At 70.3% G+C, this 23,380-nt stretch carries 25 protein-coding genes and 2 pseudogenes; 16 read left to right on the top strand and 11 right to left on the bottom strand.

Features of this window, described 5'->3' with window-relative positions:
* The 4 genes from BZY54_RS24700 to BZY54_RS24715 form a co-directional block, all read left to right on the top strand.
* Positions 1-997 (top strand): Lrp/AsnC family transcriptional regulator (locus tag BZY54_RS24700; protein WP_425276312.1); only part of this gene is annotated, 997 nt, incomplete at its 5' end.
* A gap of 177 nt (positions 998-1,174) precedes the next feature.
* Positions 1,175-2,668, top strand: a complete 1,494-nt coding sequence (locus tag BZY54_RS24705) for an amidase (RefSeq protein ID WP_086727527.1) — start codon at positions 1,175-1,177, stop codon at positions 2,666-2,668.
* Between the two features lie 15 nt (positions 2,669-2,683).
* Entirely contained in the window at positions 2,684-2,920 is a 237-nt protein-coding gene (locus tag BZY54_RS24710) for a hypothetical protein (protein ID WP_143668109.1), read from the top strand.
* A complete protein-coding gene (locus BZY54_RS24715; RefSeq protein ID WP_086727529.1) occupies positions 2,917-4,344 on the top strand; it encodes a sodium:solute symporter family protein in 1,428 nt (475 codons plus the stop codon). Before BZY54_RS24710 ends, BZY54_RS24715 begins: the two co-directional genes overlap by 4 nt.
* Positions 4,345-4,730: 386 nt before the next feature.
* Here the strand turns inward: BZY54_RS24715 and BZY54_RS24720 are convergent, their stop codons facing one another.
* Positions 4,731-5,000, bottom strand: coding sequence for a GntR family transcriptional regulator (locus tag BZY54_RS24720; protein ID WP_086727530.1), 270 nt, complete (start codon positions 4,998-5,000; stop codon positions 4,731-4,733).
* Positions 5,001-5,165: 165 nt separating this feature from the next.
* Between BZY54_RS24720 and BZY54_RS24725 the strand changes: the two genes are divergently transcribed.
* Positions 5,166-5,369, top strand: coding sequence for a hypothetical protein (locus tag BZY54_RS24725; protein ID WP_086727531.1), 204 nt, complete (start codon positions 5,166-5,168; stop codon positions 5,367-5,369).
* Entirely contained in the window at positions 5,366-5,716 is a 351-nt protein-coding gene (locus BZY54_RS24730) for a hypothetical protein (protein ID WP_086727532.1), read from the top strand. Before BZY54_RS24725 ends, BZY54_RS24730 begins: the two co-directional genes overlap by 4 nt.
* A 65-nt stretch (positions 5,717-5,781) precedes the next feature.
* On the opposite strand, the gene BZY54_RS24735 is transcribed toward BZY54_RS24730, so the two are convergent.
* Together BZY54_RS24735 and BZY54_RS24740 are read right to left on the bottom strand one after the other, a co-directional pair.
* The gene (locus tag BZY54_RS24735) at positions 5,782-5,982 is read right to left on the bottom strand and encodes a hypothetical protein (RefSeq protein WP_086727547.1); all 201 of its coding nucleotides are present in this window, start codon (positions 5,980-5,982) and stop codon (positions 5,782-5,784) included.
* 755 nt (positions 5,983-6,737) lie between these two features.
* The gene (locus BZY54_RS24740; protein ID WP_086727533.1) at positions 6,738-7,346 is read right to left on the bottom strand and encodes a TetR/AcrR family transcriptional regulator; all 609 of its coding nucleotides are present in this window, start codon (positions 7,344-7,346) and stop codon (positions 6,738-6,740) included.
* A gap of 153 nt (positions 7,347-7,499) precedes the next feature.
* On the opposite strand from BZY54_RS24740, the gene BZY54_RS24745 reads away from it, so the two are divergent.
* Positions 7,500-8,213, top strand: a complete 714-nt coding sequence (locus tag BZY54_RS24745) for an SDR family NAD(P)-dependent oxidoreductase (RefSeq protein ID WP_086727534.1) — start codon at positions 7,500-7,502, stop codon at positions 8,211-8,213.
* A 200-nt stretch (positions 8,214-8,413) separates the two neighbouring features.
* A pseudogene (locus tag BZY54_RS53525) lies at positions 8,414-8,545 on the top strand (helix-turn-helix domain-containing protein); the annotation flags it as partial.
* A gap of 42 nt (positions 8,546-8,587) precedes the next feature.
* Here BZY54_RS53525 and BZY54_RS24755 read toward each other — a convergent pair.
* On the bottom strand, positions 8,588-10,114 hold the full coding sequence (locus BZY54_RS24755) for a malonate--CoA ligase (protein ID WP_086727535.1): 1,527 nt from the start codon (positions 10,112-10,114) through the stop codon (positions 8,588-8,590).
* 16 nt (positions 10,115-10,130) lie between these two features.
* Positions 10,131-11,525: a malonyl-CoA decarboxylase domain-containing protein gene (locus BZY54_RS24760; protein WP_086727548.1), complete on the bottom strand. Its 1,395-nt coding sequence runs from the start codon at positions 11,523-11,525 to the stop codon at positions 10,131-10,133.
* A gap of 163 nt (positions 11,526-11,688) precedes the next feature.
* Here BZY54_RS24760 and BZY54_RS24765 point away from each other — a divergent pair, with 163 nt between their 5' ends.
* Positions 11,689-12,366, top strand: a complete 678-nt coding sequence (locus BZY54_RS24765; protein ID WP_086727536.1) for a GntR family transcriptional regulator — start codon at positions 11,689-11,691, stop codon at positions 12,364-12,366.
* Here BZY54_RS24765 and BZY54_RS55545 read toward each other — a convergent pair.
* Positions 12,308-12,733 (bottom strand): amino acid synthesis family protein, encoded by a 426-nt coding sequence (locus BZY54_RS55545; protein WP_086727537.1) that lies wholly within the window; start codon positions 12,731-12,733, stop codon positions 12,308-12,310. The two genes, BZY54_RS24765 and BZY54_RS55545, sit on opposite strands and share 59 nt — an antisense overlap.
* A 339-nt stretch (positions 12,734-13,072) precedes the next feature.
* Here BZY54_RS55545 and BZY54_RS24775 point away from each other — a divergent pair, with 339 nt between their 5' ends.
* Together BZY54_RS24775 and BZY54_RS24780 are read left to right on the top strand one after the other, a co-directional pair.
* The gene (locus BZY54_RS24775) at positions 13,073-13,543 is read left to right on the top strand and encodes a cation:proton antiporter regulatory subunit (protein ID WP_086727538.1); all 471 of its coding nucleotides are present in this window, start codon (positions 13,073-13,075) and stop codon (positions 13,541-13,543) included.
* 7 nt (positions 13,544-13,550) lie between these two features.
* On the top strand, positions 13,551-14,801 hold the full coding sequence (locus tag BZY54_RS24780; RefSeq protein WP_086727539.1) for a cation:proton antiporter: 1,251 nt from the start codon (positions 13,551-13,553) through the stop codon (positions 14,799-14,801).
* Between the two features lie 440 nt (positions 14,802-15,241).
* Here the strand turns inward: BZY54_RS24780 and BZY54_RS24790 are convergent, their stop codons facing one another.
* Both BZY54_RS24790 and BZY54_RS24795 read right to left on the bottom strand, forming a co-directional pair.
* On the bottom strand, positions 15,242-15,562 hold the full coding sequence (locus BZY54_RS24790; RefSeq protein ID WP_086727540.1) for an NIPSNAP family protein: 321 nt from the start codon (positions 15,560-15,562) through the stop codon (positions 15,242-15,244).
* Positions 15,563-15,592: 30 nt separating this feature from the next.
* Positions 15,593-16,558, bottom strand: coding sequence for an NADP-dependent oxidoreductase (locus BZY54_RS24795; protein WP_086727549.1), 966 nt, complete (start codon positions 16,556-16,558; stop codon positions 15,593-15,595).
* Between the two features lie 32 nt (positions 16,559-16,590).
* Here BZY54_RS24795 and BZY54_RS24800 point away from each other — a divergent pair.
* Both BZY54_RS24800 and BZY54_RS51000 read left to right on the top strand, forming a co-directional pair.
* Positions 16,591-17,118, top strand: a pseudogene (locus BZY54_RS24800) (GlxA family transcriptional regulator); the annotation flags it as partial.
* Between the two features lie 336 nt (positions 17,119-17,454).
* Positions 17,455-17,703, top strand: a complete 249-nt coding sequence (locus tag BZY54_RS51000; RefSeq protein WP_086727541.1) for a hypothetical protein — start codon at positions 17,455-17,457, stop codon at positions 17,701-17,703.
* A gap of 58 nt (positions 17,704-17,761) precedes the next feature.
* Here BZY54_RS51000 and BZY54_RS24810 read toward each other — a convergent pair whose 3' ends face one another.
* Both BZY54_RS24810 and BZY54_RS24815 read right to left on the bottom strand, forming a co-directional pair.
* Positions 17,762-18,856, bottom strand: coding sequence for a glycoside hydrolase family 18 protein (locus BZY54_RS24810; RefSeq protein WP_107419804.1), 1,095 nt, complete (start codon positions 18,854-18,856; stop codon positions 17,762-17,764).
* Positions 18,857-19,058: 202 nt separating this feature from the next.
* Positions 19,059-19,646: a TetR/AcrR family transcriptional regulator gene (locus BZY54_RS24815; RefSeq protein ID WP_208640748.1), complete on the bottom strand. Its 588-nt coding sequence runs from the start codon at positions 19,644-19,646 to the stop codon at positions 19,059-19,061.
* A gap of 162 nt (positions 19,647-19,808) precedes the next feature.
* Between BZY54_RS24815 and BZY54_RS24820 the strand changes: the two genes are divergently transcribed.
* Together BZY54_RS24820 and BZY54_RS24825 are read left to right on the top strand one after the other, a co-directional pair.
* Entirely contained in the window at positions 19,809-20,765 is a 957-nt protein-coding gene (locus BZY54_RS24820; RefSeq protein ID WP_086727542.1) for an SDR family NAD(P)-dependent oxidoreductase, read from the top strand.
* Positions 20,766-20,882: 117 nt separating this feature from the next.
* Positions 20,883-21,380 (top strand): kelch repeat-containing protein, encoded by a 498-nt coding sequence (locus tag BZY54_RS24825; protein WP_086727543.1) that lies wholly within the window; start codon positions 20,883-20,885, stop codon positions 21,378-21,380.
* Between the two features lie 28 nt (positions 21,381-21,408).
* On the opposite strand, the gene BZY54_RS24830 is transcribed toward BZY54_RS24825, so the two are convergent.
* Entirely contained in the window at positions 21,409-22,290 is an 882-nt protein-coding gene (locus BZY54_RS24830) for an LLM class F420-dependent oxidoreductase (protein ID WP_086727544.1), read from the bottom strand.
* 283 nt (positions 22,291-22,573) lie between these two features.
* Here BZY54_RS24830 and BZY54_RS24835 point away from each other — a divergent pair.
* The coding region (locus tag BZY54_RS24835) for an alpha/beta hydrolase fold domain-containing protein (RefSeq protein WP_086727545.1) at positions 22,574-23,380 on the top strand (807 nt) is incomplete at its 3' end.

The following is a 23,380-nucleotide window of genomic DNA, read 5'->3' on the forward strand; positions in this document are numbered from 1 at the left end:
AGAGCGGCGACGATCCGCCGGCGCGCACGGTGGCCCTCTCGACGGGCTCGACCGGCGGATCGTCGCCGCTCTGCAGATCGATGGGCGGGCCTCGTGGCGGCGGATCGCGGCGGCCCTCGGGGAACCCGAGCGGAAGGTGGCGCGGCGCGGGTTGCGGTTGCTGGAGAGCGGGGACGTCGCCGTGCGCGGGCTTGTCGTGCGGGGTGAGACCGTGATCCTGCGGATGACGTGCCGGCCGGGCGCCGTGCGGGACGCGGCCGTGGCGGCGGCTCGGCGCGCGGACTGCATCTTCTCGTACGCGCTCGCCGGGCCGGTGGACTGCGTGGCCGAACTGCAGTGTCCGCCGGGCCGGTTGACGTCGCTGATGTTCGACGAGGTGCCCGCGCTGCCGGGGCTCGTCTCGCAGAGCGTGTCACCGGTTCTGCGGTATTTCCGCACGGTGCACGAGTGGTCGCCCGGGATCCTGGACGCCGGGGAGGTCGAGGCGCTCGGGGGACCGTCCGGGATCGTCGACGAGCTCGCGCTCCCGGACATCGAGGTCGGACCGGAGGAGCTGGCGATCCTGGGGGCGCTCGCCGAGGACGGGCGGCGCACGCACGAGGACCTGGCGGCCGTCGCCGGGGTGTCCGTGGCGACCGCGCGGCGCCGCGTGGAGACCCTGACGAGGGAAGGCCTCGTGAGCATCCGGGCCGCCGTCGAGCCCGCGCTGCTCGGCCTGCCGGTCGAGGCGCTGCTGTGGATCAAGGTGAGGCCCGACGAGGTCGAGAAGGTGGGCCGGCTGCTCGTCGAGTCGCCGCTCGTGCGGTATGCGGCCGTCGTGATGGGTGAGCATCAGCTCCTGGTCGACGTGACGCAGCCGTCGAAGGCCGCGCTGCACGCGTTCCTCACCGCCTCGCCGTGGGTGCGGCACGTGGAGGCCGTGCAGTCCCATCTGGTCGTCGAGTCGTTCAAGCGCAGTGGTGTCGAGTTCCCGGGCACCGGTCGCAACCCTTCGTAACGCGACTGAAATCTTCAACATCGGCGCTAACGCGTCTTAAAACTTCACTAGGACCCACCTATTGACTGAAAGGGTCAGCGGCTTCAGTGTGGTGCACCACACGCGTCGCGCCTCGGCCACCGGCCGGACCAGCATCACCGCAGCGACGCCCACCTTGTCTGCTGCCCTAGGACTGCCATGCCCGTTGCTCCCGGCTCCGTCGCCCCAAGCTCCGCCGAATCCGTCGAATCCGCCGCATCCGGCGCCGCCGTCCCCGGCCGGGACGAGATCTGCGTGCTCGACGCCGTCGACCTCACGGCCCGCATCCGCCGCGGGGAACTCTCGGCCCGCGAGGTCGTCCAGGCCCACCTCGACCGCATCGAGCGTCACAACCCCGCCGTCAACGCGATCGTCACCCTCGACCCGGAGGGCGCGCTGGCCGCTGCTGCCGCCGCCGACGAGCGGCAGGCGCGCGGCGAGGAGCTCGGCCCGCTGCACGGCCTGCCCATCGCCTTCAAGGACACCCACCTCACCCGCGGCATGCGCACCACGCACGGCTCGCCGCTCTTCGCCGAGCACGTCCCGCACGAGGACGAACTCCTCGTGCAGCGCATCCAGGGCGCGGGCGCCATCCGCATCGGCAAGACCAACGTCCCCGAGTTCGCGGCCGGCTCGCACACCTTCAACCCCGTCTTCGGCGCGACCCGGAACCCGTACGACATGACCCGGTCCGCAGGCGGCAGCAGCGGCGGGGCGGCGGCCGCGCTCGCCGCCGGGTTCCAGCCGCTCGCCGACGGCAGCGACATGGGCGGCTCGCTGCGCAACCCGGCGTCCTTCTGCAACGTCGTCGGCCTGCGCCCCACCCCCGGCCGCGTCCCCTCACACCCCTCCGGCAACCTCTGGGACACCCTCGGCGTCGCCGGGCCCATGGGCCGCACCGTCGCCGACACCGCACTGCTGCTGTCCGTCATGGCCGGGCCCGACCCACGCGTCCCGATCTCCCTCGACGAGCCGGGCGCCGGCTTCCGCGCGCCGCTCGGGCGGAACACCGCCGGGCTGCGCGTCGCGTTCGCCCCCGACCTCGGCGGCCGGGTCCCCGTCGACCGCGACGTGCGCGACGTCTTCGAACGCCAGGCCAAGGTCTTCGAGGACCTCGGCTGCGTCGTCGTCGAGGACTGCCCCGACCTGGACGGTGCCGAGGACGTGTTCCGCACACTGCGCGCCCACGAGTTCAACCTCGGCCTCGGCGCGCTGCTCGACAGCGACCGCGCGTCCCTGAAGCCCAGCCTCGTCTGGAACATCGAGGAGGGGCGGCGCCTGACCGGCGCCGACCTCGCCCGTGCCACCACCGGGCACACCCGCATCCACCTCGCCGCCACCGCCTTCTTCGAGCGGTACGACGTGCTGATCGCCCCGGTCAGCCAGGTCACCCCGTTCGCCGTCGAGTCGGAGTACCCCACCGACATCGACGGGGAGCCGCAGCACACCTACCTCGACTGGATGCGCTCCGCGTACTTCATCACCGTTCTGGGCTCACCCGCCCTCTCCGTCCCCGCCGGCTTCACTCCAGCCGGGCTTCCCGTCGGCCTCCAGATCGTGGGCCCACCCCGCGCCGAGAGGACCGTGCTCCAGACCGGTGCCGCCTACGAGGCCGCCACCGGGCACGGACGCCGTCGCCCCTCCCTCCCGTAACCGTATGGAGCCCCGATGAGAAAACCGCACGTGCTCTGGGCCGTCGTGCCCGTAGTGGCTTTCCTCAGTACACCGTTCCTGCCCTTCGTCAACGGCCCGCACCTCTGGTTCGGCATCCCCTCCGTCCTTGCCTGGTGCATGCTGTGGACGGTGGGTACGACGGCTTCGCTCGCGCTCGTCGAGCACTTCGCCCACCACACCGACGAGGACGACCACGTGACGCGCGACGAGTACGAGGAGGTCGCCGCGTGAACACCACCATGGCCATCACCCTGGTCGGCATCGTCACCATCGCCGTCGTCGGCATGAGCGGGCGCCGGCCGAGCCGCGGGGAATTCGGCGAATGGACCGTGGGGAAGCGCAAGTTCTCCACCTTCACCACCTGGTTCCTGCAGGCGGGCGAGGCCTTCACGACCTTCAGCTTCCTCGGTCTCGCCGGCATCGCCTTCGGCGGCGGCGTCGCCGCGGCCTTCGCGCTGTGCTATCTCGCGATCAACTTCGTCCTGCAGTACTTCACCGCGCCCCGCATGCGTGAACTAGGCCGCAAGGGCGGCTACTTGACGCAGGCCGACTTCTTCGCCGACCGCTTCCGCAGCCCCCTGCTCGGCAAGGTCGTCGCCGTCGTCGGCGCCGTCTTCCTGCTGCCGTACCTCCAGCTCCAGATCACCGGACTCGGGCTGATCGTGCAGCTCGCCACCGGCAGCCGTACGGGCGGCAACCTGAGCATGGTGCTCGCCACCGTCCTCACCGTCGCCTTCGTCCTGTGGTCCGGCATCCGCGGCATCGCGCGCGTCGCCTACCTCAAGGACGCCCTGATGATCGTCGGGCTCGTGGTGCTGATCGTCGGCGTGGCACTGTCCGTGAACGGCGGCATCGGCGGCCTGTTCGAGACCGTACGGAACAGCCATCCGAACCTCCTGACCTTCCATCAGGACGGTTACGACGCCACATTCTTCGTCACCGCCGTCATCATCTCCGGCCTCGGCGGCGGACTCGGCACCATGGCCCACCTGTGGCCGCCGGTTCTCGCCGCCGGCAGCGGGCGCGCGCTGCGCAAGAACGCGGTCTGGCTGCCGCTCTACCAGATCGCGCTCGGCATCCCCGTGATCGTCGGGTTCGCCGGAATCCTGCTGGTGAAGCCGGGCTCCCCCGCGAACGGCGTCGCCTTGACCCTCGCGGGCCAGACCCTGCCCGGCTGGCTCGTCGGCATCGTCGCGGTCGCCGCTGCCTCGGCGGCGATGGTGCCGTCCGCGGCCATCGTCGTGGGCATCTCCAGCCTGCTGTCCCGCAACCTGCTCAGCGTCCGCAACGAACGCGCGCAGCTGCGCACCAACCACCTGTGCGTCGTCGCGGCCGCCGGCCTCGCCCTCGTACTCGGCCTGACCAGGCCCGGGCTCCTGTCCGACCTGCTGCTGCTCACCTACGGGGGCCTCACCCAGCTCGCCCCGGCGATCGTCATGGGCCTGGCGAAGAAGGTCCGTCTGGACGCGGTACCCGCGCTGCTCGGCATCCTGACCGGCGTCGGCGTCCTGGTCTGGCTCACCTTCGGAGGCGTGGACGTCGGCACGGTCGACACCGGGCTCATCGCCCTCGTCCCGAACCTGGTGGTCACGGCCGTCGCCCAGCTGATCGTACGGTCCCGTTCCCTCGCCCCGGTCCCGGCCGAGGCCAACTGACCGGCCGCCGGGCCGCGCACGCTAAGACCGTGCGCCGCCCGGCGGTCCATCGCGCTCTCAACAAGAGCCGCCGACACCAATTGAATCCTCCCCTTCCTGATGGGAGGCGGGAGCGGTTCGAGCGGCTGAGCGAGGTTGCCAACAAGAACAAGGAACTCCGGGGAGGCTGGCGTTCGCGCCATCGTCCAGGCGAGGAGCTTCCCGCGACGCTCCCGCTGGTCACCCTCCGAGAGAGCGAGGGATTGTTCCGGCGCACCTTCGCAAGGGTCGAGCTCACCATGCCGAGGAACTTCTACGAAGCGCTCAGGGAGCGCCCGGCGATGACGGCCTGACCGACCACTCTCCGCTCAGTCGGCCGTCGACCCTCCGTAACCAGACCCCGTCTGTCACTCACTGGCAGGCGGGGTCTCGTTGTTGTCTTGCGGCTTCCGTAGGACGTACGTCCCCTTGGCCGGTACGACACCGATCAAGCCCTGCTCCTTCAGTTCCCGCACGGCTCGGCGGATCGTTCCGAGGGCGGCGCCGTACTCCTCGCAGAGCAGCCGTTCGCCAGGGAGCCGAGCGCCCACGGGGAACCTGTCCGTGCGGATCTGCTCGGCGATGTCCTGGGCGATCTCCTGCCACCGGTACAGCGGGAGTCCTGCGCTCTCTGTCATGCACCCATGCTGCGGCGGTAGACAGGAGCCCGCTCGGGCGGGCTGCGCTATGACGCAGACAGACGCAGCATGACGCGGCTATTCTGTGGGCGCACAACGACAAGGGGTCCCCGAGGCATGCAGCGCCCCGAGGACCCTTCGGACCGACTGTCGAGGAGTCGACCCATGCGCACACTACTGGCCCTGTTCCGCCGCGGCCGAGGTCGGCACCGGATGCAGCGCACACCTGTCCGGCCGGCCGTCAAGCGACAGGCGCCGACACCTCCCCGGTACGTGATCGACGGTGAAGAAGTCTCACTCGTCCGGGCGTACTTGCTGGCGTTCGAGGAGCAGGCCCGACAGGGCCGAGTCGAGGAGGTGGCCGCGTGAGCGAGACCGACAGCCGACCGGGCCCCTCTCACCTCCGGCGCCTCCCGTGGACCGAGGACGGGAAGGCTGCGTACTTGTCGACCGGCGACGGTCCCTCGCTCATCGCTGCGACGGCCGACGCAATGGAAGAGAGCATGTTGGTCACGGCCGAAGTGGACGCCTCCCGAGCAACGGCCCTCGCCGAGGACGTGAGCGCGTCTGGTGCAGAGCTGCGCATGGCCGTGCACTACCTATGCCGGGCCGTCGCCGACACGATCGAGGTTGCCCGGCTGAGAGGTGAACGCCTGTCTCTCGATCCCGAGGCGAAGGAGACGGCCGAGTTCCTGCGACAGACCCTGACGCCCTGAGCCCGGCAAGCCGAGGGCCCCTGTCCCCCGAAGGTGAGGGGCAGGGGCTCTGTCGTGTCCGGGGTTCACTCGAAGGGCAGGAGCGGCCGACCCTCGATGGCTGCCTGTACATGTTCAGGTCTCAGTGCATCCTCGCCGTACCGGGCAGTGAAGGCGCGCACTCGGCCGAGGGGCGAGTCGGGCGGGGGCGGCTCCTCGCTGATCGTGAAGCCGAGCATCTGTGCCGCGAACGCTGCGCCTACGTCTTGCGGGTTGTTCATGTCCATGCAGAGACGGTAGGCCGAGGGTCTGACAGTCGAGTAACCGCTGTCACGCCGGATCGCCAGCAACGAACCAAGATCGTTCTCCCACCAGTAAGTGAGGGCAGTTCGCCCCTCCGACTGGCAGGTGCCCACCGTCGCAGCTCGGAGCCTGCAACAACCGCCCCTCGGATTGGCTCTCTATAGGTACTCGCTGGTGGCGCTCTCGCGGGCTCCCGCGCCATCCGGGAGGGTCTGGCGCTCTCGTTCCGGCTCGACGTCGAGACAGACGCACAGAGCCTCCATGACTCTGGCTTCCCGCTCGACGGCCGGGCGTCGCGTCCCGTCGAGGAGATGGCCGCGTGAACTGCTCATCTCGGGGAAGCACGGCGGACGCCCGGTACTACACACCGGCCGCCAGATGCGTGCGAGGCAGGCGGCGGCACAGGGAACCGTCAGCCCTCTTGCCGTGCTGGACGTATCGACTGAGCCAGCCGGTAGCACTCCTCCCACCGTTACGCCTGGCCCTTCATTGCGAAGCGGACTCAACATCGGCGCGTGCCTCTTGCAGCGGAAGCAGGTCGTGCAAATCTCAGTGCTGGTCGATGGCCCCCAGTCCGACGTGAAGTACCTGAGCATGCCCCTGATCGACGTGGACCGCCGTGAAGGAGAGCCGGTCTCGCCAGTGACTCGGCAACAGCGGGTGATTTGTGGACCCGGTCCGTGGCAGCGGATGTGCCCAGTTTCCGTCCACGGTTTCCGGGCTGGTTGGCCGCTGCGTCTCAGCCGCGCACCGCAGTCATGCACTCGTCGTATAGGTCCATGATTTCGCCCTTGCCGCCGTTGGCGACCCAAGTCATCGATGCGGCATCCAGGCATGCGAACGCCGTCGCGATCACCGCGCGGGACTTCGCACCCTCGTTGCCGGTAGCTGCGTCTATACGGGTCTCGATGAGCGGCAGCAGGTTCTCCTGGAACCGCAGTCGCTTTTCGAGCCAACCGGCACGCAGCGAGGCGGTGTTGTGCAGGAGGCGGAACCGCTCCAGGGCCTGTTCTCGGCTGTCGTGCAAGGCCAGTACGGCAGCAACCCCTGCGCGCAGGACCTCCCAGACACCGGCATCGGCAGGCTGTTCGCTGATCGTGTCCATCAGGACTTGCCCGAACCGGTCCTGGCCGCCGCCGAGGAGGTCCTCCTTGGTGCCGAAGTAGCGGAAGAGGGTGCGCTGGGAGACGCCGGCCTCTCGGGCGATCTGGGCGATGGTCGTCTCGTCATAGCCCTGCTCGGTGAACAGGCGCAGCGCCGTCTCGAGGATCTCTTGGGAAGCCAGCTGCCGTGTCCGGTCCCACAGTGTGGTCGGTGCGCCCGTCGCTGACTTGGCTTCCTGCTTCATGTCACCAGACTAGCCCAGCACTGCCAGGCCGACAGTCACTAACCGATTGGCAGTCACTGTCAGGCTGCCGTACGCTGCCAGGGTGGCGCCGCAGCACCGCCCACTGCCCCACAGGGCAGAGCTTCCCGCCCAAAAGTATGCAAAGGAGCGCAGATGCATGCACCCACAGCGTTGATCACTGGTGGAACCAGCGGCATCGGCAAAGCGACGGCCGAACTGCTTCACTCCCGCGGCTACCGCGTCATGGTCACCGGCCTCGGCAATGTCGCCGACGCCGGACTTCCCGAAGACGTCACGGCTGTCCGGGCCGACGCACGGTCCCTGCCGGACATCGACCAGGCGATGGACCAGGCGCGCCGGCAACTCGGCTCCCTCGACCTGCTCTTCCTCAACGCGGGCATCTCCCGCCCCGGCCCGATCGAATCAACCGACGAAGACGCCTTCGACGCCCTGTTCGACATCAACGTCAAGGGAAACTTCTTCACCCTGCAAAAGGCGCTGCCCCTCCTCAACGATGGCGCCTCGGTCGTGTTCACCGTGGGTGCCGCCGAAGTGCTCGGGGCTGCGATGACAGCGGCCAAGGGCGCTCTGCTGCCTCTCATGCGGTCCCTCGCGCTCGAACTCGCCCCCCGCCGCATCCGCGTCAACGCGGTCAGCCCGGGAATGATCAACACCCCTGTCTACAGCAAGATGGGTGTCTCCCAGGAAGTGATCGACTCCTGGGCCCGGGACGTCCCGCTCGGCCGCGTGGGCGCTCCCGCCGACATCGCCGAAGCCGTGGCCTTCCTCGCCTCGGACGCCGCCGGCTACATCACCGGCGACAACCTCACCGTCTCCGGTGGCATCGGTGTTCACTCCAACGCCTGACGAGTAATTTGGCTCTGACCTGGAAGGTTCACCGGGTCCAATGCTCAGGCTGTGGCCCGGGCGAGCCGACGGCCCGTGCGGGAAGCCGGCCCCGTCACTTCGTTCTCCACCACGGATAGATGGGCCGCTCTTCTTCCATGCCCGTGTGCTCCGCCGTGCCCTTGGAACTGACCGCTGCCGAGCGCCACCGGCTCAAGAAGATGGCCTACGGCCACAAGACCCCGCACCAGGCACGCCAGCGGGCGACGATCGTGCTCCTGGCAGCACGAGGCCGCAGCAACGCCTGGATCGCCGCTGAAATCCACCTGCATGTGGACACCGTGCGCCGCTGGCGCGGCCGATTCGCGGTCCTGGTGTCTGTCCGCGCTTACGGATCAGGCGTTCGAGCCCACGAACAGGTCCTGGTAACGCTTGCGCAGCTCGGCCTTCTGCACCTTCCCCATCACGTTGCGCGGCAGCGCGTCGACGACGCGCACGGCGCGCGGGTGCTTGAACCGGGCGAGGTCGCCGGCGATGAACTTCAGCAGTTCGGTCTCCTGGGGCTCCTGGCCCGGCGCCGGGACGACGACGGCCACGACCGTCTCCCCGAAGTCCGGGTGCGGGACACCGATCACGGCGGACTCCAGCACCGTGGGGTGGGCGTCGAGCAGTGCCTCGATCTCCTTCGGGTAGATGTTGTAGCCGCCGGAGATCACCAGGTCCTTGCCCCGGCCGACGATGCACAGATAACCGTCCTCGTCGATGCGGCCCAGGTCACCGGTGATGAAGAAGCCGTCCGCACGGAACTCGGCCGCCGTCTTCTCGGGCAGCTGCCAGTACCCGCTGAAGACGTTGGGGCCGCGGACCTCGATGCTGCCGATCTCACCGTCGGGCAGCACCTGTCCGGTCTCGCCGTCCACCACCCGGATCTCCGTGCCGGGCAGCGGCTTGCCGACGGTGCCGGGCTTGCGCGGGCCGTCCTCGTAGGGGTTGGTTGTGTTCATACCGGTCTCGGTCATCCCGTAGCGCTCCAGGATGGCGTGACCCGTACGGGCCTCGAAGGTCTCGTGGTCGCTCGCGAGCAGCGGGGCCGAGCCGGAGACGAACAGGCGCATCGAAGCGCAGGCCTCCGGAGTGAGCCGGTCGTTCCTCACCATCCGGGTGTAGAAGGTGGGCACGCCCATGAGCACCGTGGCCCGGGGCAGCAGCTCCACGACCGTCTCCACGTCGAACTTCGGCAGGTAGTACATGGAGGCACCGGCCGCCAGGGTCATGTTCGCGGCGACGAAAAGCCCGTGGACGTGGAAGATCGGCAGGGCGTGGATCAGCCGGTCCTGGTCGGTGAACTGCCAGGCTTCCAGCAGTGCCTGGCAGTTGGAGGCGAGGTTGCCGTGGGTCAGCACCGCGCCCTTGGAGCGTCCGGTGGTGCCCGAGGTGTAGAGGATCGCCGCCGGGTCGTCGGCCGACGCGTCGACGACCTCGTCGTGGCGGCCGTCGCCCTCCAGCAGGGTGCCGTCGCCCTTGGTGCCGAGGGTCTCGACGACCAGGTCCTCCCCTTCGCGGTGCGCGTGGTCGGCCCGCCGCTCCGGGGAGCAGACCAGCACGCGCGGCCGGGCGTCGCCGATGAAGTACTCCATCTCAGCACCGGTGTACGCGGTGTTGAGTGGCAGGAAGACACCGCCGATCTGCAGCGTCGCCAGATACAGCGCGATGGCCTCCGGGGATTTGTCCACCTGCATGGCGACCCGGTCACCGGGGGTGACACCGTCGGCGACGAGCCGGGCGGCGATCCGCCCCACGGTCCGCGCCGTCTCGCGGTAGGTGATCTGCCGACCGTCGGGCAGCTCGAAGAGCGCCTTGTCCGGCTGCCGCTCCACCTGCTCGGCGAAGGACCGGTAGATGGTGGTGAAGGGTGGTGCCATCAGGGGTGTTCCTCTCTCATCGATCGTTTGAGGCGGTGGAGGCGGTGAAGGCGTCCCTGGCACGGGGCGCCTCCGCGGCCGCGGGGAAGGCGTCGCGCATCGGTCCGCCGAGGGCGACGGCGCCGCGGCGGACGAAGTCTTCGTGCCGGCGCTCCAGCTGCCCCGGCTCGTAGCGGTAGTTGATCATCGCGCCGTACGACTGCCGCCAGGCTTCGGCCGAGCTGTTCGCCGGCCAGTTCAACTGCCAGGCGGCGGCCCCGTTACCCAGGTGGAAGCGGGCGACCGGATCGAGGGGGCGTCCGTCCTCGCGCCGCTCGACCGCGATGTACCGGGCCAGGGCGGGAAGGAGCCGGGCACGGATCCGTTCGACGTCCGCCGCACCGAGGTCCGCCGGCCCCTCCAGGGCGTCCAGCTCACGGACGAGCAGCCCCAGCTCGGCGTTCCGTCCGGCCTGCTCACCGAGCCAGCGCCGGAATCCGGGGAGGGGCGAGAGCGTGACGAACTGCCTCAGGTGGGGCAGTTGCTCGCCCACCTGCTCGATGACCTGCTTGATGAGGAAGCTGCCGAAGGAGACTCCGGCCAGGCCGTCCAGGGCGTTGTTGATCGAGTAGAGCGCCGCCGTGTCCGCGTCCGAAGGGCTGAGCGCCGGGCCGGGCTCCAGCAGCGGAGCGATGCGGTCCGGCAGGCCGCGCACCAGAGCGACCTCCACGAAGATCAGCGGTACCTCCCCGGTGGCCGGATGGAAGAACGCATAGACAGCACGGTCCTCCGGCTCCAAGCGACGGCGGAGCTCGGCACTGCTCTGCATCGGGTGGACCTTCTCGCCCCGCATCAGGTGCTGGTGCAGCTCCTTCGGAGCCTCCCCGGTGACCTCCGCCATGTGGAGAAAGCCGCGGTTGAACCAGGAGGTGAGCAGGTGGTGGAAGTCATGGTCGAGGGGCCGCAGCTCAGGGTGCCGGTGCATCAGCCGGCGCAGGTCCGCGCGCATCTCGACCAGGGCGAGCGTGGCGTCGGGTGCGTGGTTCATCCGGCGCAGCAGCTGCTGGCGGGCCGGCTCGACCACGTCGAAGAGCCGGACCAGCTCCTCCTCGCCCCGGGACCCGGCTCCGCGGGCGTCCTCCCAGCGGCGGAAGGCGGCACGGACCTGATCGGCGTCGGCGCCGTATGTCTGGGTGATGTGGCTGAAGAAGGCCCGCCTGCCGTCGTCGTCGAGCTCGTCGTAGGCGGCGAGAGCCCTGGCCGCGACCGCGCGCATCGAGGCTTCACCCACGTCGCTCATCAGGACTTCGCAGGCGGCGAGCAGCTGGTCCAGCGGGGAGTCCAACGGCTCTCCGGCCGCCGGATCCGCGCCACGCCGCCGCCCGAGAGCCTGGAACAGGTCGGTCAGCAGCCAGCCGTCGTGACGTTCCATGTCCGCACCTTCCATACGCCCCTGGTCTCGCTCGCCTCTGGTGTCGCTCCTGGTTTAAATCCAGGACGATGGACGATATATATAACAGGGCCACCGTAGGACACATCGAGGCTCGTGCACCACCCCCTGCACGCCCGGATAACCTGATCGCTCGGAGGTGCACATGGCCCGGGTCCCGGAATCCCAGCGCGTTCGCGACGCACTCGAGAACGCTGTCGTCGACGGCCACTACCGTCCTGGCGAACGTCTGGATCCTGCGCGGCTCGAGCAGGAGTTCGGCTGCTCTCGCACGCCGATCCGGGAAGCCCTCCAGGCCCTGGAGCGCTCCGGACTCGTCCAGATCCGCCCCAAGCAGGGCACGTACGTCACCGAGCTGAGCGTCTCCGAGCTGGCCGAGCGCTTCGAGGTCATGGCCGAGCTGGAGGGGATGGCGGCGCGGCTCTCCGCCCGCCGGATCGACCGGGAGGCGCTGGACGACCTCGAACGCGCCCTGCAGGAGTGCGAGAGCCACGCGGCGGTCGGCGACGCGGACCGCTACTACTACGCCAATGCCCGGTTCCACGGCATCGTCTACGACTCCTGTGGCAACGAGTACCTGCGACAGCAGGCCCACGCGCTCAAGCGAGCCCTGCAGCCGTACCGGCGACTGCAGCTGCGCGTCCCGGACCGCATGCGCCGCTCCCTGGCCGAGCACCGCGAGATCGCCGACGCCATCACCCGCGGCGACGCCGAGACGGCGGAGAACGCCGCCCGCGACCACGTACTCGTCCAGGTCAAGGAGTTCAGCCAACTGGTGCGGACCTGGCGGCAGTTGACGGAACCGGCGCGCGACGCCGGATGAGAGCACCGCCGCCAGGGGGCGCGGCTCTTGCATCACGCCCTCCCGACCTGGAACACGACACCATTCGGACCTTCCGAGCTCGTCGGGGTGCGGGCACGTCCGGGAGGTGCGCCGCGATCGCGTCATAGTGGCTGCGCACCCAGATCTCGTCCTTGAAGGCGAGCGGGACATCGATCGTGGCGTCCGTTCCGGAGGCCTCGGTGACGGGGCTGATCCACGCTTCTCCCCCGCCGATCGCCTTGCGCAGGGCATCGCCGAACGTCGACGTGACGGCGGCGTTGAAGTTCCTAGTCAGGCTTCCCGTCGCGGCTCGGAGCCGGTGAGCTGGTCGAGAACGGCCGCTCGTTGGAGACAGGCCACCAGCCATCTGGCCGGTCCTGAGGTCAGGCCCGTCATGTCAACGATTTGCCCACGGTGAGGCGCTGGCGCGTTCAGCGTTCCAAGTGATGCGTGGGGGCGTGGCCACGAGCGGGGGGAAGGGTCTCGGACTCATACCGAGGGACACCCACTCGATCATGCGTGGGCGCCTCCCCGCCCGCCCCGCGCCACCCTCCGGCACCGAGGCAACCGCGCCCGGATCAGCCCACGACCCGGTCCCGGCCGGAACCGCCCATCGGCCTCGGACGGGCTTTCGTTAAGGTATCGGCAAAGAAATAACAAAGAAACCGTCTAACGAGACAGGGAGACAACCGTGGGGGCTCCACGCATGAGCAGCACGCCGTTGCCAGGGATCGGGGTCCGCTACGACCTCACCACACGAGAACAACGCAGGCTCTCCGTGGTCGCGCACCGGGACGGCTCGCGGATCCTGAGCGCCTACGCCCAGGACGATCCCGACGCCTGTGCCCTGTCGGTGCGCCTGTCCTCGGGGGAGGTGGCGGCGCTCATCGACGCGCTGATGCCGTCGCACCACAGTCCGAACCTGCTGTCCACCACCGACCTGGGGCTGGTGGCCGAGCGGGTCGAGCTGACCGCCACGTCGTACTGGAACGGCCGGTTGCTGGGTGAGACGCGGATGCGCACCGAGACCGGTGTGTCCATCGTGGCCGTACTGCGCCGTGCCGAGGCGGTCCCCTCCCCCGCGCCCGACTTCCGCCTCGCCGGCGGCGACACGCTCATCGTCATCGGCACCCGCGAGGGCGTCGACGCGGCCGCCGCGATACTCGGGCGGGAGTGAAGCCGACGTGCACGACTCCGCGGTGTTCCTGATCGAGTTCGGTGCGATCATCCTCGGTCTGGGGCTGCTCGGCCGGTTCGCCGGGCGCTTCCATTTCTCACCCATACCTCTTTATCTGCTGGCCGGGCTCGCCTTCGGGAAGGGCGGGCTCTATCCCCTCGGCACCAGCGAGGAGTTCGTCGCCATCGGCGCCGAGATCGGCGTCGTACTGCTGCTCCTCATGCTCGGGCTGGAGTACACCGCCAGCGATCTCGTCTCCAACCTCAAGACCCAGTACCCGGCTGGGCTCGTCGACGCCGCGCTCAACGCACTGCCTGGCGCCGCCATGGCCCTGCTGCTGGGCTGGGGACCGGTGGCGGCCGTGGTCCTGGCCGGCGTCACCTGGATCTCCTCGTCCGGGGTCATCGCCAAGGTCCTCGGTGACCTGGGGCGACTCGGCAACCGGGAGACCCCGGTGATCCTCAGCATCCTGGTGCTGGAGGACCTGTCCATGGCCGTCTATCTGCCGATCGTCACCGCGCTGCTGGCCGGTGCCGGTCTGGCGGCGGGCAGCCTCACACTGGCCATCGCGCTCGGGGTCGCGGGCCTGGTGCTGCTGGTGGCGGTGCGCTACGGCCGGCACATCTCGCGGTTCGTCTCCAGCGACGACTCCGAGAAGCTGCTGTTGGTGGTGCTGGGCCTGACCCTGGTGGTCGCGGGCATCGCGCAGCAACTGCAAGTGTCGGCCGCCGTGGGCGCGTTCCTGGTGGGCATCGCGCTCTCCGGCGAGGTCGCGGAGGGCGCCCACCATCTGCTCGCTCCGCTGCGGGATTTGTTCGCCGCGGTGTTCTTCGTCTTCTTCGGCCTGCACACCGACCCGTCGAGCATTCCGCCGGTGCTGGTGCCCGCACTAGCCCTGGCGGTCGTCACCGCCGTGACGAAGATCGCCACCGGCTACTGGGCCGCGAAGCGCGCCGGGATCTCCGCCAAGGGCCGTTGGCGGGCCGGCGGCACGCTGGTCGCGCGGGGTGAGTTCTCCATCGTCATCGCCGGGCTCGCCGTCACCTCCGGAATCGAGCCCTCACTCGGCCCCATGGCCACGGCGTATGTGCTGATCCTCGTCGTCCTCGGCCCGCTCACCGCCCGCTACACCGAACCGCTGGCCCGCCGCCTCACCCGCCGGTCCACGGCTGCGGAGGCCCTTCCGGCCGACGGTGCGGATCCGCTCGCGGAGCCGGAGGCCACCGTGGCCGATCAGGAAGCGGTCGGCCGGACGTGATCAGAGGCCCACAGCCCCTGGCCGACCAGTCGCCTGCCGACACGTGCATTCCGCCGCGCCCCCTGGCCAGGCTGCTTGGGTACTGCGCCGCTGGGACCGGCACGAATGCGGACACGGGGCGCTGCAGTCCAAGAGTCCCTCTGTCCACGACTGCCGCCTCGGCCCCCACCGGCAGACCAAGCTCTCGACCTGGCTCGACGAGGGGCCAGGCGCGCATGGCTGGAGGGACGACCAGTGTGGACCGCCTCCTGGGTGCACACGCTGATCCTGTAGGTGTTCCGAAGACGAACCAGTAAGGCCTGCCGGGGCGGTGGGTGGGGTCGGCGGAGTGAGTGGGTTGGAAGCGAGGCGGTCGGCGGGACGGATTTCACGGCGCTGGCGGTGTCATGAAGGTTCCTTTGTTGCGGTGCTGTGCGGTGGCGGGAAGCGGCCGGGCCAAGTCACTGCAGCGGTGAGGCCGGGGTGGGGACCACGCGGGTGACGACGGACTTCTCGGGGATCAGCAGGCCGTAGACGACCGGCCCGATCTCGTTCTTCCAGCGGTCGTGCTGGTAGACGGCCGAGTACAGGGTCTCGCTCTGGGCCTCGTCCTCGAACCGGCGAATCCACACGTAGGCGTCCTCATCCTGGGCATCGACGAAGGAGGCGGTCACGTCCATGCCCAGCGAGGCCTGGAACGGGATGACCACGTCCTCCATGTAGCGCACCCACTCCTCGCGGCGTCCGGGTTGGGCCTGGTAGCGGCGGATCTCGTAATACACGGTGCTACTCCGAACTCCTCGCGAGGGTCGTCAGTTGGCGACGGTGAGGACGATCTTGCCGCGGGTGCGGCCGGCCTCTACGCGGGCGTGCGCCGTGCCCGCCTGCTCGAGCGGGAAGGTTCCCTCCACCTCGACGGCGACCTCGCCGGTGTCGATCAGGCCTGCGATCGTGGTCAGCGCCGCGCCGTCCGGCTCGACCAGGTACGGGGTGACCCGCACTCCGGCGGCCTCGGCGGCCTGGGCCAGTTCCGGGGAGACACCGGCCGGGACGGCGACCAGCAGGCCGCCCGGGCGCACGACCTTGAGCGAGCGGGTGCTGGTCTGGTCATGGGCGTCGCCCACCAGGTCGATGACGACGTCGATGTCCTTGGTGGCGTCCTCGAAGCGGGTGGTGGTGTAGTCGATGGTCTCGTCGGCGCCGAGCTCCTTGAGCCAGGGGTGGCGTGCGGCGCTGGCGGTGGCGATCACGTGGGCGCCCAGGTGCCGGGCGAACTGGACCGCGAAGTGGCCGACCCCGCCGGCGGCGGCCGTGATCAGGACGCGCTGGCCGGCCTGTACGTGGGCGGTGTCGGCCACGGTCTGCCAGGCGGTCAGCGCCGCCAGCGGCACGGCGGCCGCGTGCACGTGGTCCAGGGTGGCCGGCTTGCGGGCCCACTGGCGGGCCGGTGCGGTCACGTACTCGGCGTAGCCGCCGGCGGCGCGCGGGAACCACGGCATGCCGTACACCTCGTCGCCGGGCGCGAGGGTGGTGACGCCGAAGCCGACCTCCTCGACGACACCGGAGACGTCCCAGCCAAGGATCAGCGGAAACGTCTGCAGCCCCGCCATGCCCTGACCCTCGCGGGTCTTCCAGTCCACCGGGTTGACGCCGGCGGCGTGCACTCGCACCAGCACCTCGGTCGGCAGCGGCTCGGGGCGCGCAACCTCCTCGGCGGTCAGCACCTGCGGGCCGCCGAACTCCGTAATGGTGACAGCCCGCATGATGTGCTCGCTCATGTTGTCCTCGCTCATGTCCGTCTCACTGTTTCTTTTGCCGGGACGGACGCATCCTGACGTCCGCCGGCGGAGCGGCCGGCATCGACCTGTGCCTGCACCTGGTCCGTCTGGACCACGGGGCGGCGGTGGCCTCGGCCGCCGCGCGCCGCTGCGTGGTGGCGCCGTGGCGCGAGGGCGGGCAGGCGCAGTTCATTGAGCACCCGGTTCCGCAGGACACGGACCGTTCCACTTCGGCGACCCGGCAGTGGGCGCTGGACCGGCTCGCCGAGCCGATCACACTGGAGGACATGGCCCGGCACGCACACATGAGCGTGCGCACCTTCACCAGGCGGTTCCGCAGCGAGGTGGGCAGCAGCCCGCTGAAGTGGCTGGCACAGCGGCGGCTGGCCCACGCGCGCCTGCTGCTGGAGTCCACCGACCTGACCGTCGCGCGGATCGCCACCGCCTGCGGCTTCGGCGACCCCGTCGCCCTGCGCAAGCACTTCCACACATACCTGGGTCTGTCACCACTGGCCTACCGTCGCGCCCACAACGCACCGGAGCCCATGACGGCACGGTGACCACCCAGCCGCCGTCCGGCTCCAGTACCGGGTCATCGGTCTCGCCGTCGTCGGCGGTCCTGGCCTCGGGGATGGTGTACTCGCGTCCTCGATGAGGAAGGCCCTGGCCTCTTCCTCGAAGTAGGGCGACCGGTAGGCGGCTTCGTCCTGGCCGGTGGGGACGCTCACGCCCAGCGCGGGCAGCTCCTCGTCGTCGGCGGCGCACATCCGGGCGCGGCATCGAGCATGGTCCCAAGAGGCCCACGTCTCGGCCTGGCCGCGCGGCACAGGCGCGAGCCCGGCGGCGCGGTCCTCGGACAGGTCCCCAAAGGCGCGCGACGCATCCCGGCGGAAGGGGTGGCCCTGGCCGTCGCAGGCCTGCGGCAACAACTGCAGCACCGTGGCGGCGGCGTCCTTTTCGCTGCGGTCGAAGGGGCGGCCTGCGTAGCGGGTGGCGTCGCGGTAGGCGCAGACGGCCAGCATGCGTCCGGCCGCCATCAGCAGGCCGGCCTCGAACGGCTGCAGGTACTCCTGAAGGTCGCCCTCCGGCAGTTCGTTGAAGAACTCGGCCGCTTCGGTGCAGGCGCCGAACTCGGAAGGACATGAGGGCCGGGCGGTCCTCCCCCATAGGAGCGGGCCGCCGGCGCGGAAGTGTCTCCTCGTCTCAGCTCTGCCGCAGGGCCGGCATCGGAAGCGGGATGTTGTAGGCCGTCGCGCCTGCGCCGACGCCGCCTTCGCAGGTGTTGGGCGGGGTCGTGCCGGTGCCCCGAGTGGAGGGGCGTTCGGCGGCCCAGAACATGTAGCCGAGCATGCCGGAGGTGGTGCCGGCACCGTTGGGGGCGACGGTCTGGGTGAACGAGCCGGTGGAGTTCTGCAGGGAGTTCGCGAAGTCCGTGCACTCGGGCAGCGTCTTGCTCTGGTCGCTGATGTAGACGGACCCGGTGAACTTGGCCGGTGCCAGCGGGGGCACGGGCGGCGAGTACGTCGGCTTGCCGTCGACGTGCTCCTGCCAGTTGGCAATTGCCGAGCTCTTCGAGGGCTGGCGGGAGGGCACCATCGCGTTGGCGTAGTCGAGCACGGGGGTGTCCGTGCGCAGCCAGTCGGCGGTGGCCTTGCGGTCGAGGTCGATCAGCCACCGGTCACCGGCGGCGACATCGATGGTGAGGCGGGCCGTCGGGTCGGCCCCCGTGGCGTCGTAGGGGTGCGCGGCCCGGAAGGCACCGATGAAGGACTGCAGGCCGGTGAGGTTCGGGCCGCTGTTCTGCTCGTAATCGATCTCGATGCCGACGCCCAGATCGCTCGCCAGGGCAGCGGCCCGCTGTCCGAGCAGGGTGGGATTCTCGGCGAGCGCGCTGTCCCACGAGTCCGTATAGGTGATCCCGCCGATGGAGAGCATCACGCGGATCCCGTGGGAGGTGAAGTACTGCACGATGTCCTTGGTCATGCCCCTGGGCACGCCGTTCAGCGTGGTCGCGTCGGTCGTGCCGTGCAGCAGTTTGAGGGGCTCGACGAAACTGAGCACGACCAGGTTGACGGAGGGCCGGCCGTCCCCGCGGTCGATCAGCCAGTGGTTCTGCGAGTCGAACTCGGCCACCGTGCGGACGGTGCCCCAGACGCAGGCGTCGTTCGAACAGTGCCAGGCGCCGTAGATCTGGGGCGGGGTGCCGGTCGCGGCCGAGGCGGAAGCAACGTGCGGGACGAGCAGGGCACCGAGCAACCCGAGCGCGACGAGCAGACGGTGGCGGAGTCTGTGACGCATACGTGCCTCCGAAGAAGGAGCGGCCTACGGGACGCGGGAGGTGGCGCGGGCAGCGTGGCAGGTTCAGACCAATCCGACAAGAGGGCGGGCAACCGGGGGAACGGCAAACGCCCGTGCATCGCTCGGGCCTCGCGACGATCACTGGAACTCAAGCACCCCGGCAGGGCGTTCGTCGTGGAGGTTGTCTGGTCGCGTCAGCTCGTCACGATGCCGCGATGATGCCGTGCAGGAGCAGGTCGATGAGCCTGGTGGCCAGCTCGCGCTGTTCCTCGCTGGCGGCGATGAGGCTGATCCCACCTAGGGCCATCAGCACGTCCTGGGCGTTGACCCCTGACCGCGCCAGTGCCTGGCCCTCCACGGCGCTGAGCAGGTGGGTGACGGCGTCGGCGAGCAGAGCCCGGGTGTGCAGCTTCTCGCTGTCATCGGTCAGCACCACGGCCAGTGCGTCGGCCATGCCGTGTTTGGCGGCCATGAAGTCGATGAAGCGCTCCATCCACATCCGCAGTGCGTCCACCGGCGGGTGGGCGGCTGTGAGGTCCGGTGCTGCTTCGCACAGGCTCTGCACTTCTTGGCGGTAGACCGCCTCGATCAGCAGTTCCTTGGACGGAAACCGGCGGTAGAGCGTGCCGACGCCGACGCCGGCCGCGCGGGCGACGTCCTTGACCGAGGCCCCCGCGCCCTCGCGCGCGAAGGCGGCCGCTGCCGCCTCCAGCAGCCGGTCCTCGTTGCGTTGCGCGTCCGCGCGCAGCGGCCTGCGGGGCCGCGCCGCGTCCCCCTCGTGGCCAGTCACTCACGACTCCCTTCGTGCCACACTTGCAACCGGAACCAGTTCCGCTTACTGTCGAACTCGAACCGGAACCAATTCCGGATATGAGATTACGGCGGCCCACTGCCTCCACGCCACCGGCCGTGCACTCGCCGCCCCATTCCACCGTCTTTCTGGAAGAGCCTCATGACCGAAAACCTCATCACGACCCCGTTCGGTGCACAGACAACCGCCGCCGAGGTGCTGGCCGGCATCGACCTCGGTGGCCGGCGTGCCATCGTCACCGGGGGCGCCTCCGGCATCGGACGCGAGACCGCGCGTGCCCTGGCCGCTGCCGGCGCCGAGGTGACCATCGGCGTCCGCGACCTGGCCGCGGGCGCACAGGTCGCCAAGGAGATCACTGCCGCCGGCGGCCCGGGCACGGTGTACGCCGCGCCGCTCGACCTCGCCGACCAGGCTTCGGTGCGCGCCTTCGTGGAGGCATGGCAGGGGCCGCTGCACATCCTGGTCCTCAACGCCGGCGTGATGGCCGCCCCGCTCCAGCGGACGAGGGAGGGCTGGGAGATACAGTTCGCCACCAACCACCTCGGCCACTTCGCCCTCGCCACCGGCCTGCACAGCGCCCTGACCGCGGCACACGGTGCCCGCGTGGTCTCCGTCAGTTCGGTCGGCCACGTCAACGGCGACGTGCTCTTCGACGACATCAACTTCCAGCGGCACCCCTACGACCCGTGGGCGGCCTACAGCCAGTCCAAGACCGCCAACGTCCTGTTCGCCCTTGAGGCGGGCCGCCGCTGGGCGTCCGACTTGATCGCCGTCAACGCCCTCAACCCCGGCCGCATCACCAGCACCCGGCTCGGCCGCCACATCGGCGACATCTCCCACAGCCCGGCCTCGTTCGACCCCGCCAGCACCGACGTGTCCTGGAAGAACATCGAGCAGGGTGCAGCGACCTCGGTGCTGCTCGCCGCCTCCCCTCTGGTCGAGGGCGCAACCGGCCGGTACTTCGAGGACTGCAACGAGGCCGGCCCGCACCGCCCCGGTGTGCGCCGGGGAGTGGCCGCCCACGCCGTGGACCCTCAGAGCGCGGCCCGCCTGTGGCAGACCTCCCTCGACATGCTCGCCGCCGCAACGACCGTCTGACGTCGCCACTCACCACCGAGGTCCACGACCCGCAGCAGGACACCTGGAGCAAGGTCGCGGCCAACCCCGAACCACTGGCCGCCGCCGCACCCGCCGTGCTGGGCGAAGCTGAGCGACATGCCCGAGTCGCTGTGGATCTCCGGGTTCACCACCGCGGGTGGCAGGCTGCTGGTCTCCGGCGGCTCCGACGGCGGGGCGTTCACCAACGCGGGCTACCAGCACGACCCGGCGGCCGGCACATGGAGCCCGCTGCCCAACTCCTCGCAGACCTCCTACCGGTGCGGCAGCGCCTGCGGCCTCTACCGGATCGGCGGCTCCACAGGCGGCTTCGAGAGGGCACCGGACGCCGAACACCTGCCCGATCACGACTCCGGCGGCAGCGGCGTCGACTGGCAGACGCCGGATCCGGCCGAGTTCGTATTCGAACCCGGCCAGGAGCGCGCGGTCACCGTCACCATGGACAGCGCGAACCTCGCCCAGACCGGCAGCTACGGCACCCGCTCGGCCAGCGGCAGCAGCGGCAGCCGCCACAGCCGACCCCACCCGCACCCTTCACCACCTCGGTTCCCGGACCGCCCTCAGCAGCCGACCGGCCGATCAGCCCGCAAGCGGTGAACGTCTGACAAGTCCACCGGCCGCGCTCTCAGTCCAGTTCGGCGATGCGCCGGACGGCACGGGTGGCGAAGCGGTCGATCCAGCCGGCCGAGTCGCCCACGCGCGGAGCCAGGATCACGGTGTCGACACCGAGCCCGACATAGCCCTCCAGGTCCCGCAGCAGGGCGTCGAGGTCCTCCTGCGTCGCCGCGTCCCCGGTGTACACGAACGTCTTGCGCACGGCGTCGTAGTCCCGCCCCAGGCTGTCGCAGTGCCCGCGCAGCACGTCCAGCTTGTGCCGCAGCTCCTGCGGGGAGGCCGGGATCAGGTTGCAGGCGTCGGCGTACTGGGCGACCAGGCGCAGCGTCTTCCTCTCGCCCCCGCCGCCGATCATGATCTCCGGGTGCGGCGAGCTCACCGGCGGCGGCACGCACAGCGTCTCGGCCAGCCGGTAGTGCGTGCCCTCGAAGGGCCCGTCGTCGTCCGGATCCCACATCTGCAGACAGATCCTCAGCGTCTCCTCCAGCCGCTCGAAACGCTCCGCGAGCGGCGGGTAGGGCACGCCCAGTCCGAGGTGTTCCCGGTCGTACCAGGCCGCCCCGACGCCGAGCGTGGCCCGGCCGCCGGAGAGCACGTCGAGCGTGGTGGCGATCTTGGCGAGCAGCCCGGGATGGCGGTACGTCACCCCCGTCACCAGGGCGCCGAGCCGCACGGTGGAGGTGTGGCCGGCGAGGAAGCCCAGCGTGGTGTAGGCCTCCAGCATCGGGTCCTCGGCGCCGCCGTTGAACTCCATCTGGAAGTAGTGGTCCATGACCGACAGCCAGCTCACTCCCGCCGCCTCGGCGGCCTGACCGGCGGCGGCCAGTTCCGCGCCGAGAGCGGGCGCACCGCCCGCGTTGTCGAACCGGTTGATGTGCACACCGACCCGCATGCCCGTCTCCGTTCCACGTCTCCGACCCTCATCGACCCCTGCGACGCTAGATCTTCGAGTGCGCTCCATGTCCAGCCACGCCGCCGTGTCCGAGCGGAACGGCCGGTGACCACCCGCCGGTCGGCGGGAGGTCTTGGCAAGTCCGCGGCGTTCCGGGCCCGGACGGGTACATGCACAGGGCACATCCGTGCCCGGCGGCACGTGCGCGCCCGGACGACGGTCGTACGGGGCCGCATACGGCCGTACGAGCCGCCCCACACCGCGATCCGCGCGAGGAGACGCCATGACGCCGGTCCCGCCCCCGTTCGACCCCGAGCTCGCCGCCGCCCTGGAGGAGGCCGGGGGTGGGCTGGGACCCGGACTCTCGCCCGCGGACATCGCGGCCGCCCGGCAGGGTCCCGCCGTCGAGCTCCTGGCAGGGCTGGACCTGACGATGAACGGCGCCTTCGAGGTGACGGAGCGGACCGTGCCGGGGCCCGAGGGCGCGCCCGACGTCTCGCTGCTGATCTGCCGGCCCACCGCGGCGGCCACCGGCACGCCCCGGCCCCTCCTCTACCACGTGCACGGCGGCGGCATGGTTCTCGGGAACAACCGGCTCGGCGTGAACACGGCCTTGGAGTGGGCGCGGGAGGTGGGGGCGGCCGTGGTGTCGGTGGAGTACCGGCTGGCGCCGGAGCACCCGCACCCCGCGCCGGTCGACGACGTGCACGCGGGCCTGCTGTGGACGGCGGAACACGCGCGGGAACTGGGCTGCGACCCGGCGCGGATCGTGCTCGTCGGCGGCAGCGCGGGCGGAGGGCTCGCCGCCGCGCTGGCACTGCTGCTGCGGGACCGGGACGAGCCGCGGCCGATGGCCCAGATGCTGATGTCCCCGATGCTCGACGACCGCAACGACACGCCGTCCGCGCACCAGATGGAGGGCGTCGGCGCCTGGGACCGCACGGCCAACGAGACCGCGTGGACGGCGCTGCTCGGCGACCGGCGCGGCGGGCCGGACGTGTCGCCGTACGCCGCGCCGGCCCGCGCCGAGGACCTGTCCGGCCTGCCCCCGGCGTTCCTCGACGTCGGCTCCGCGGAGACCTTCCGCGAC

It is taken from the genome of Streptomyces carpinensis, assembly GCF_002154505.1.
GTDB classification, from domain to species: Bacteria; Actinomycetota; Actinomycetes; order Streptomycetales; family Streptomycetaceae; genus Streptomyces; species Streptomyces carpinensis.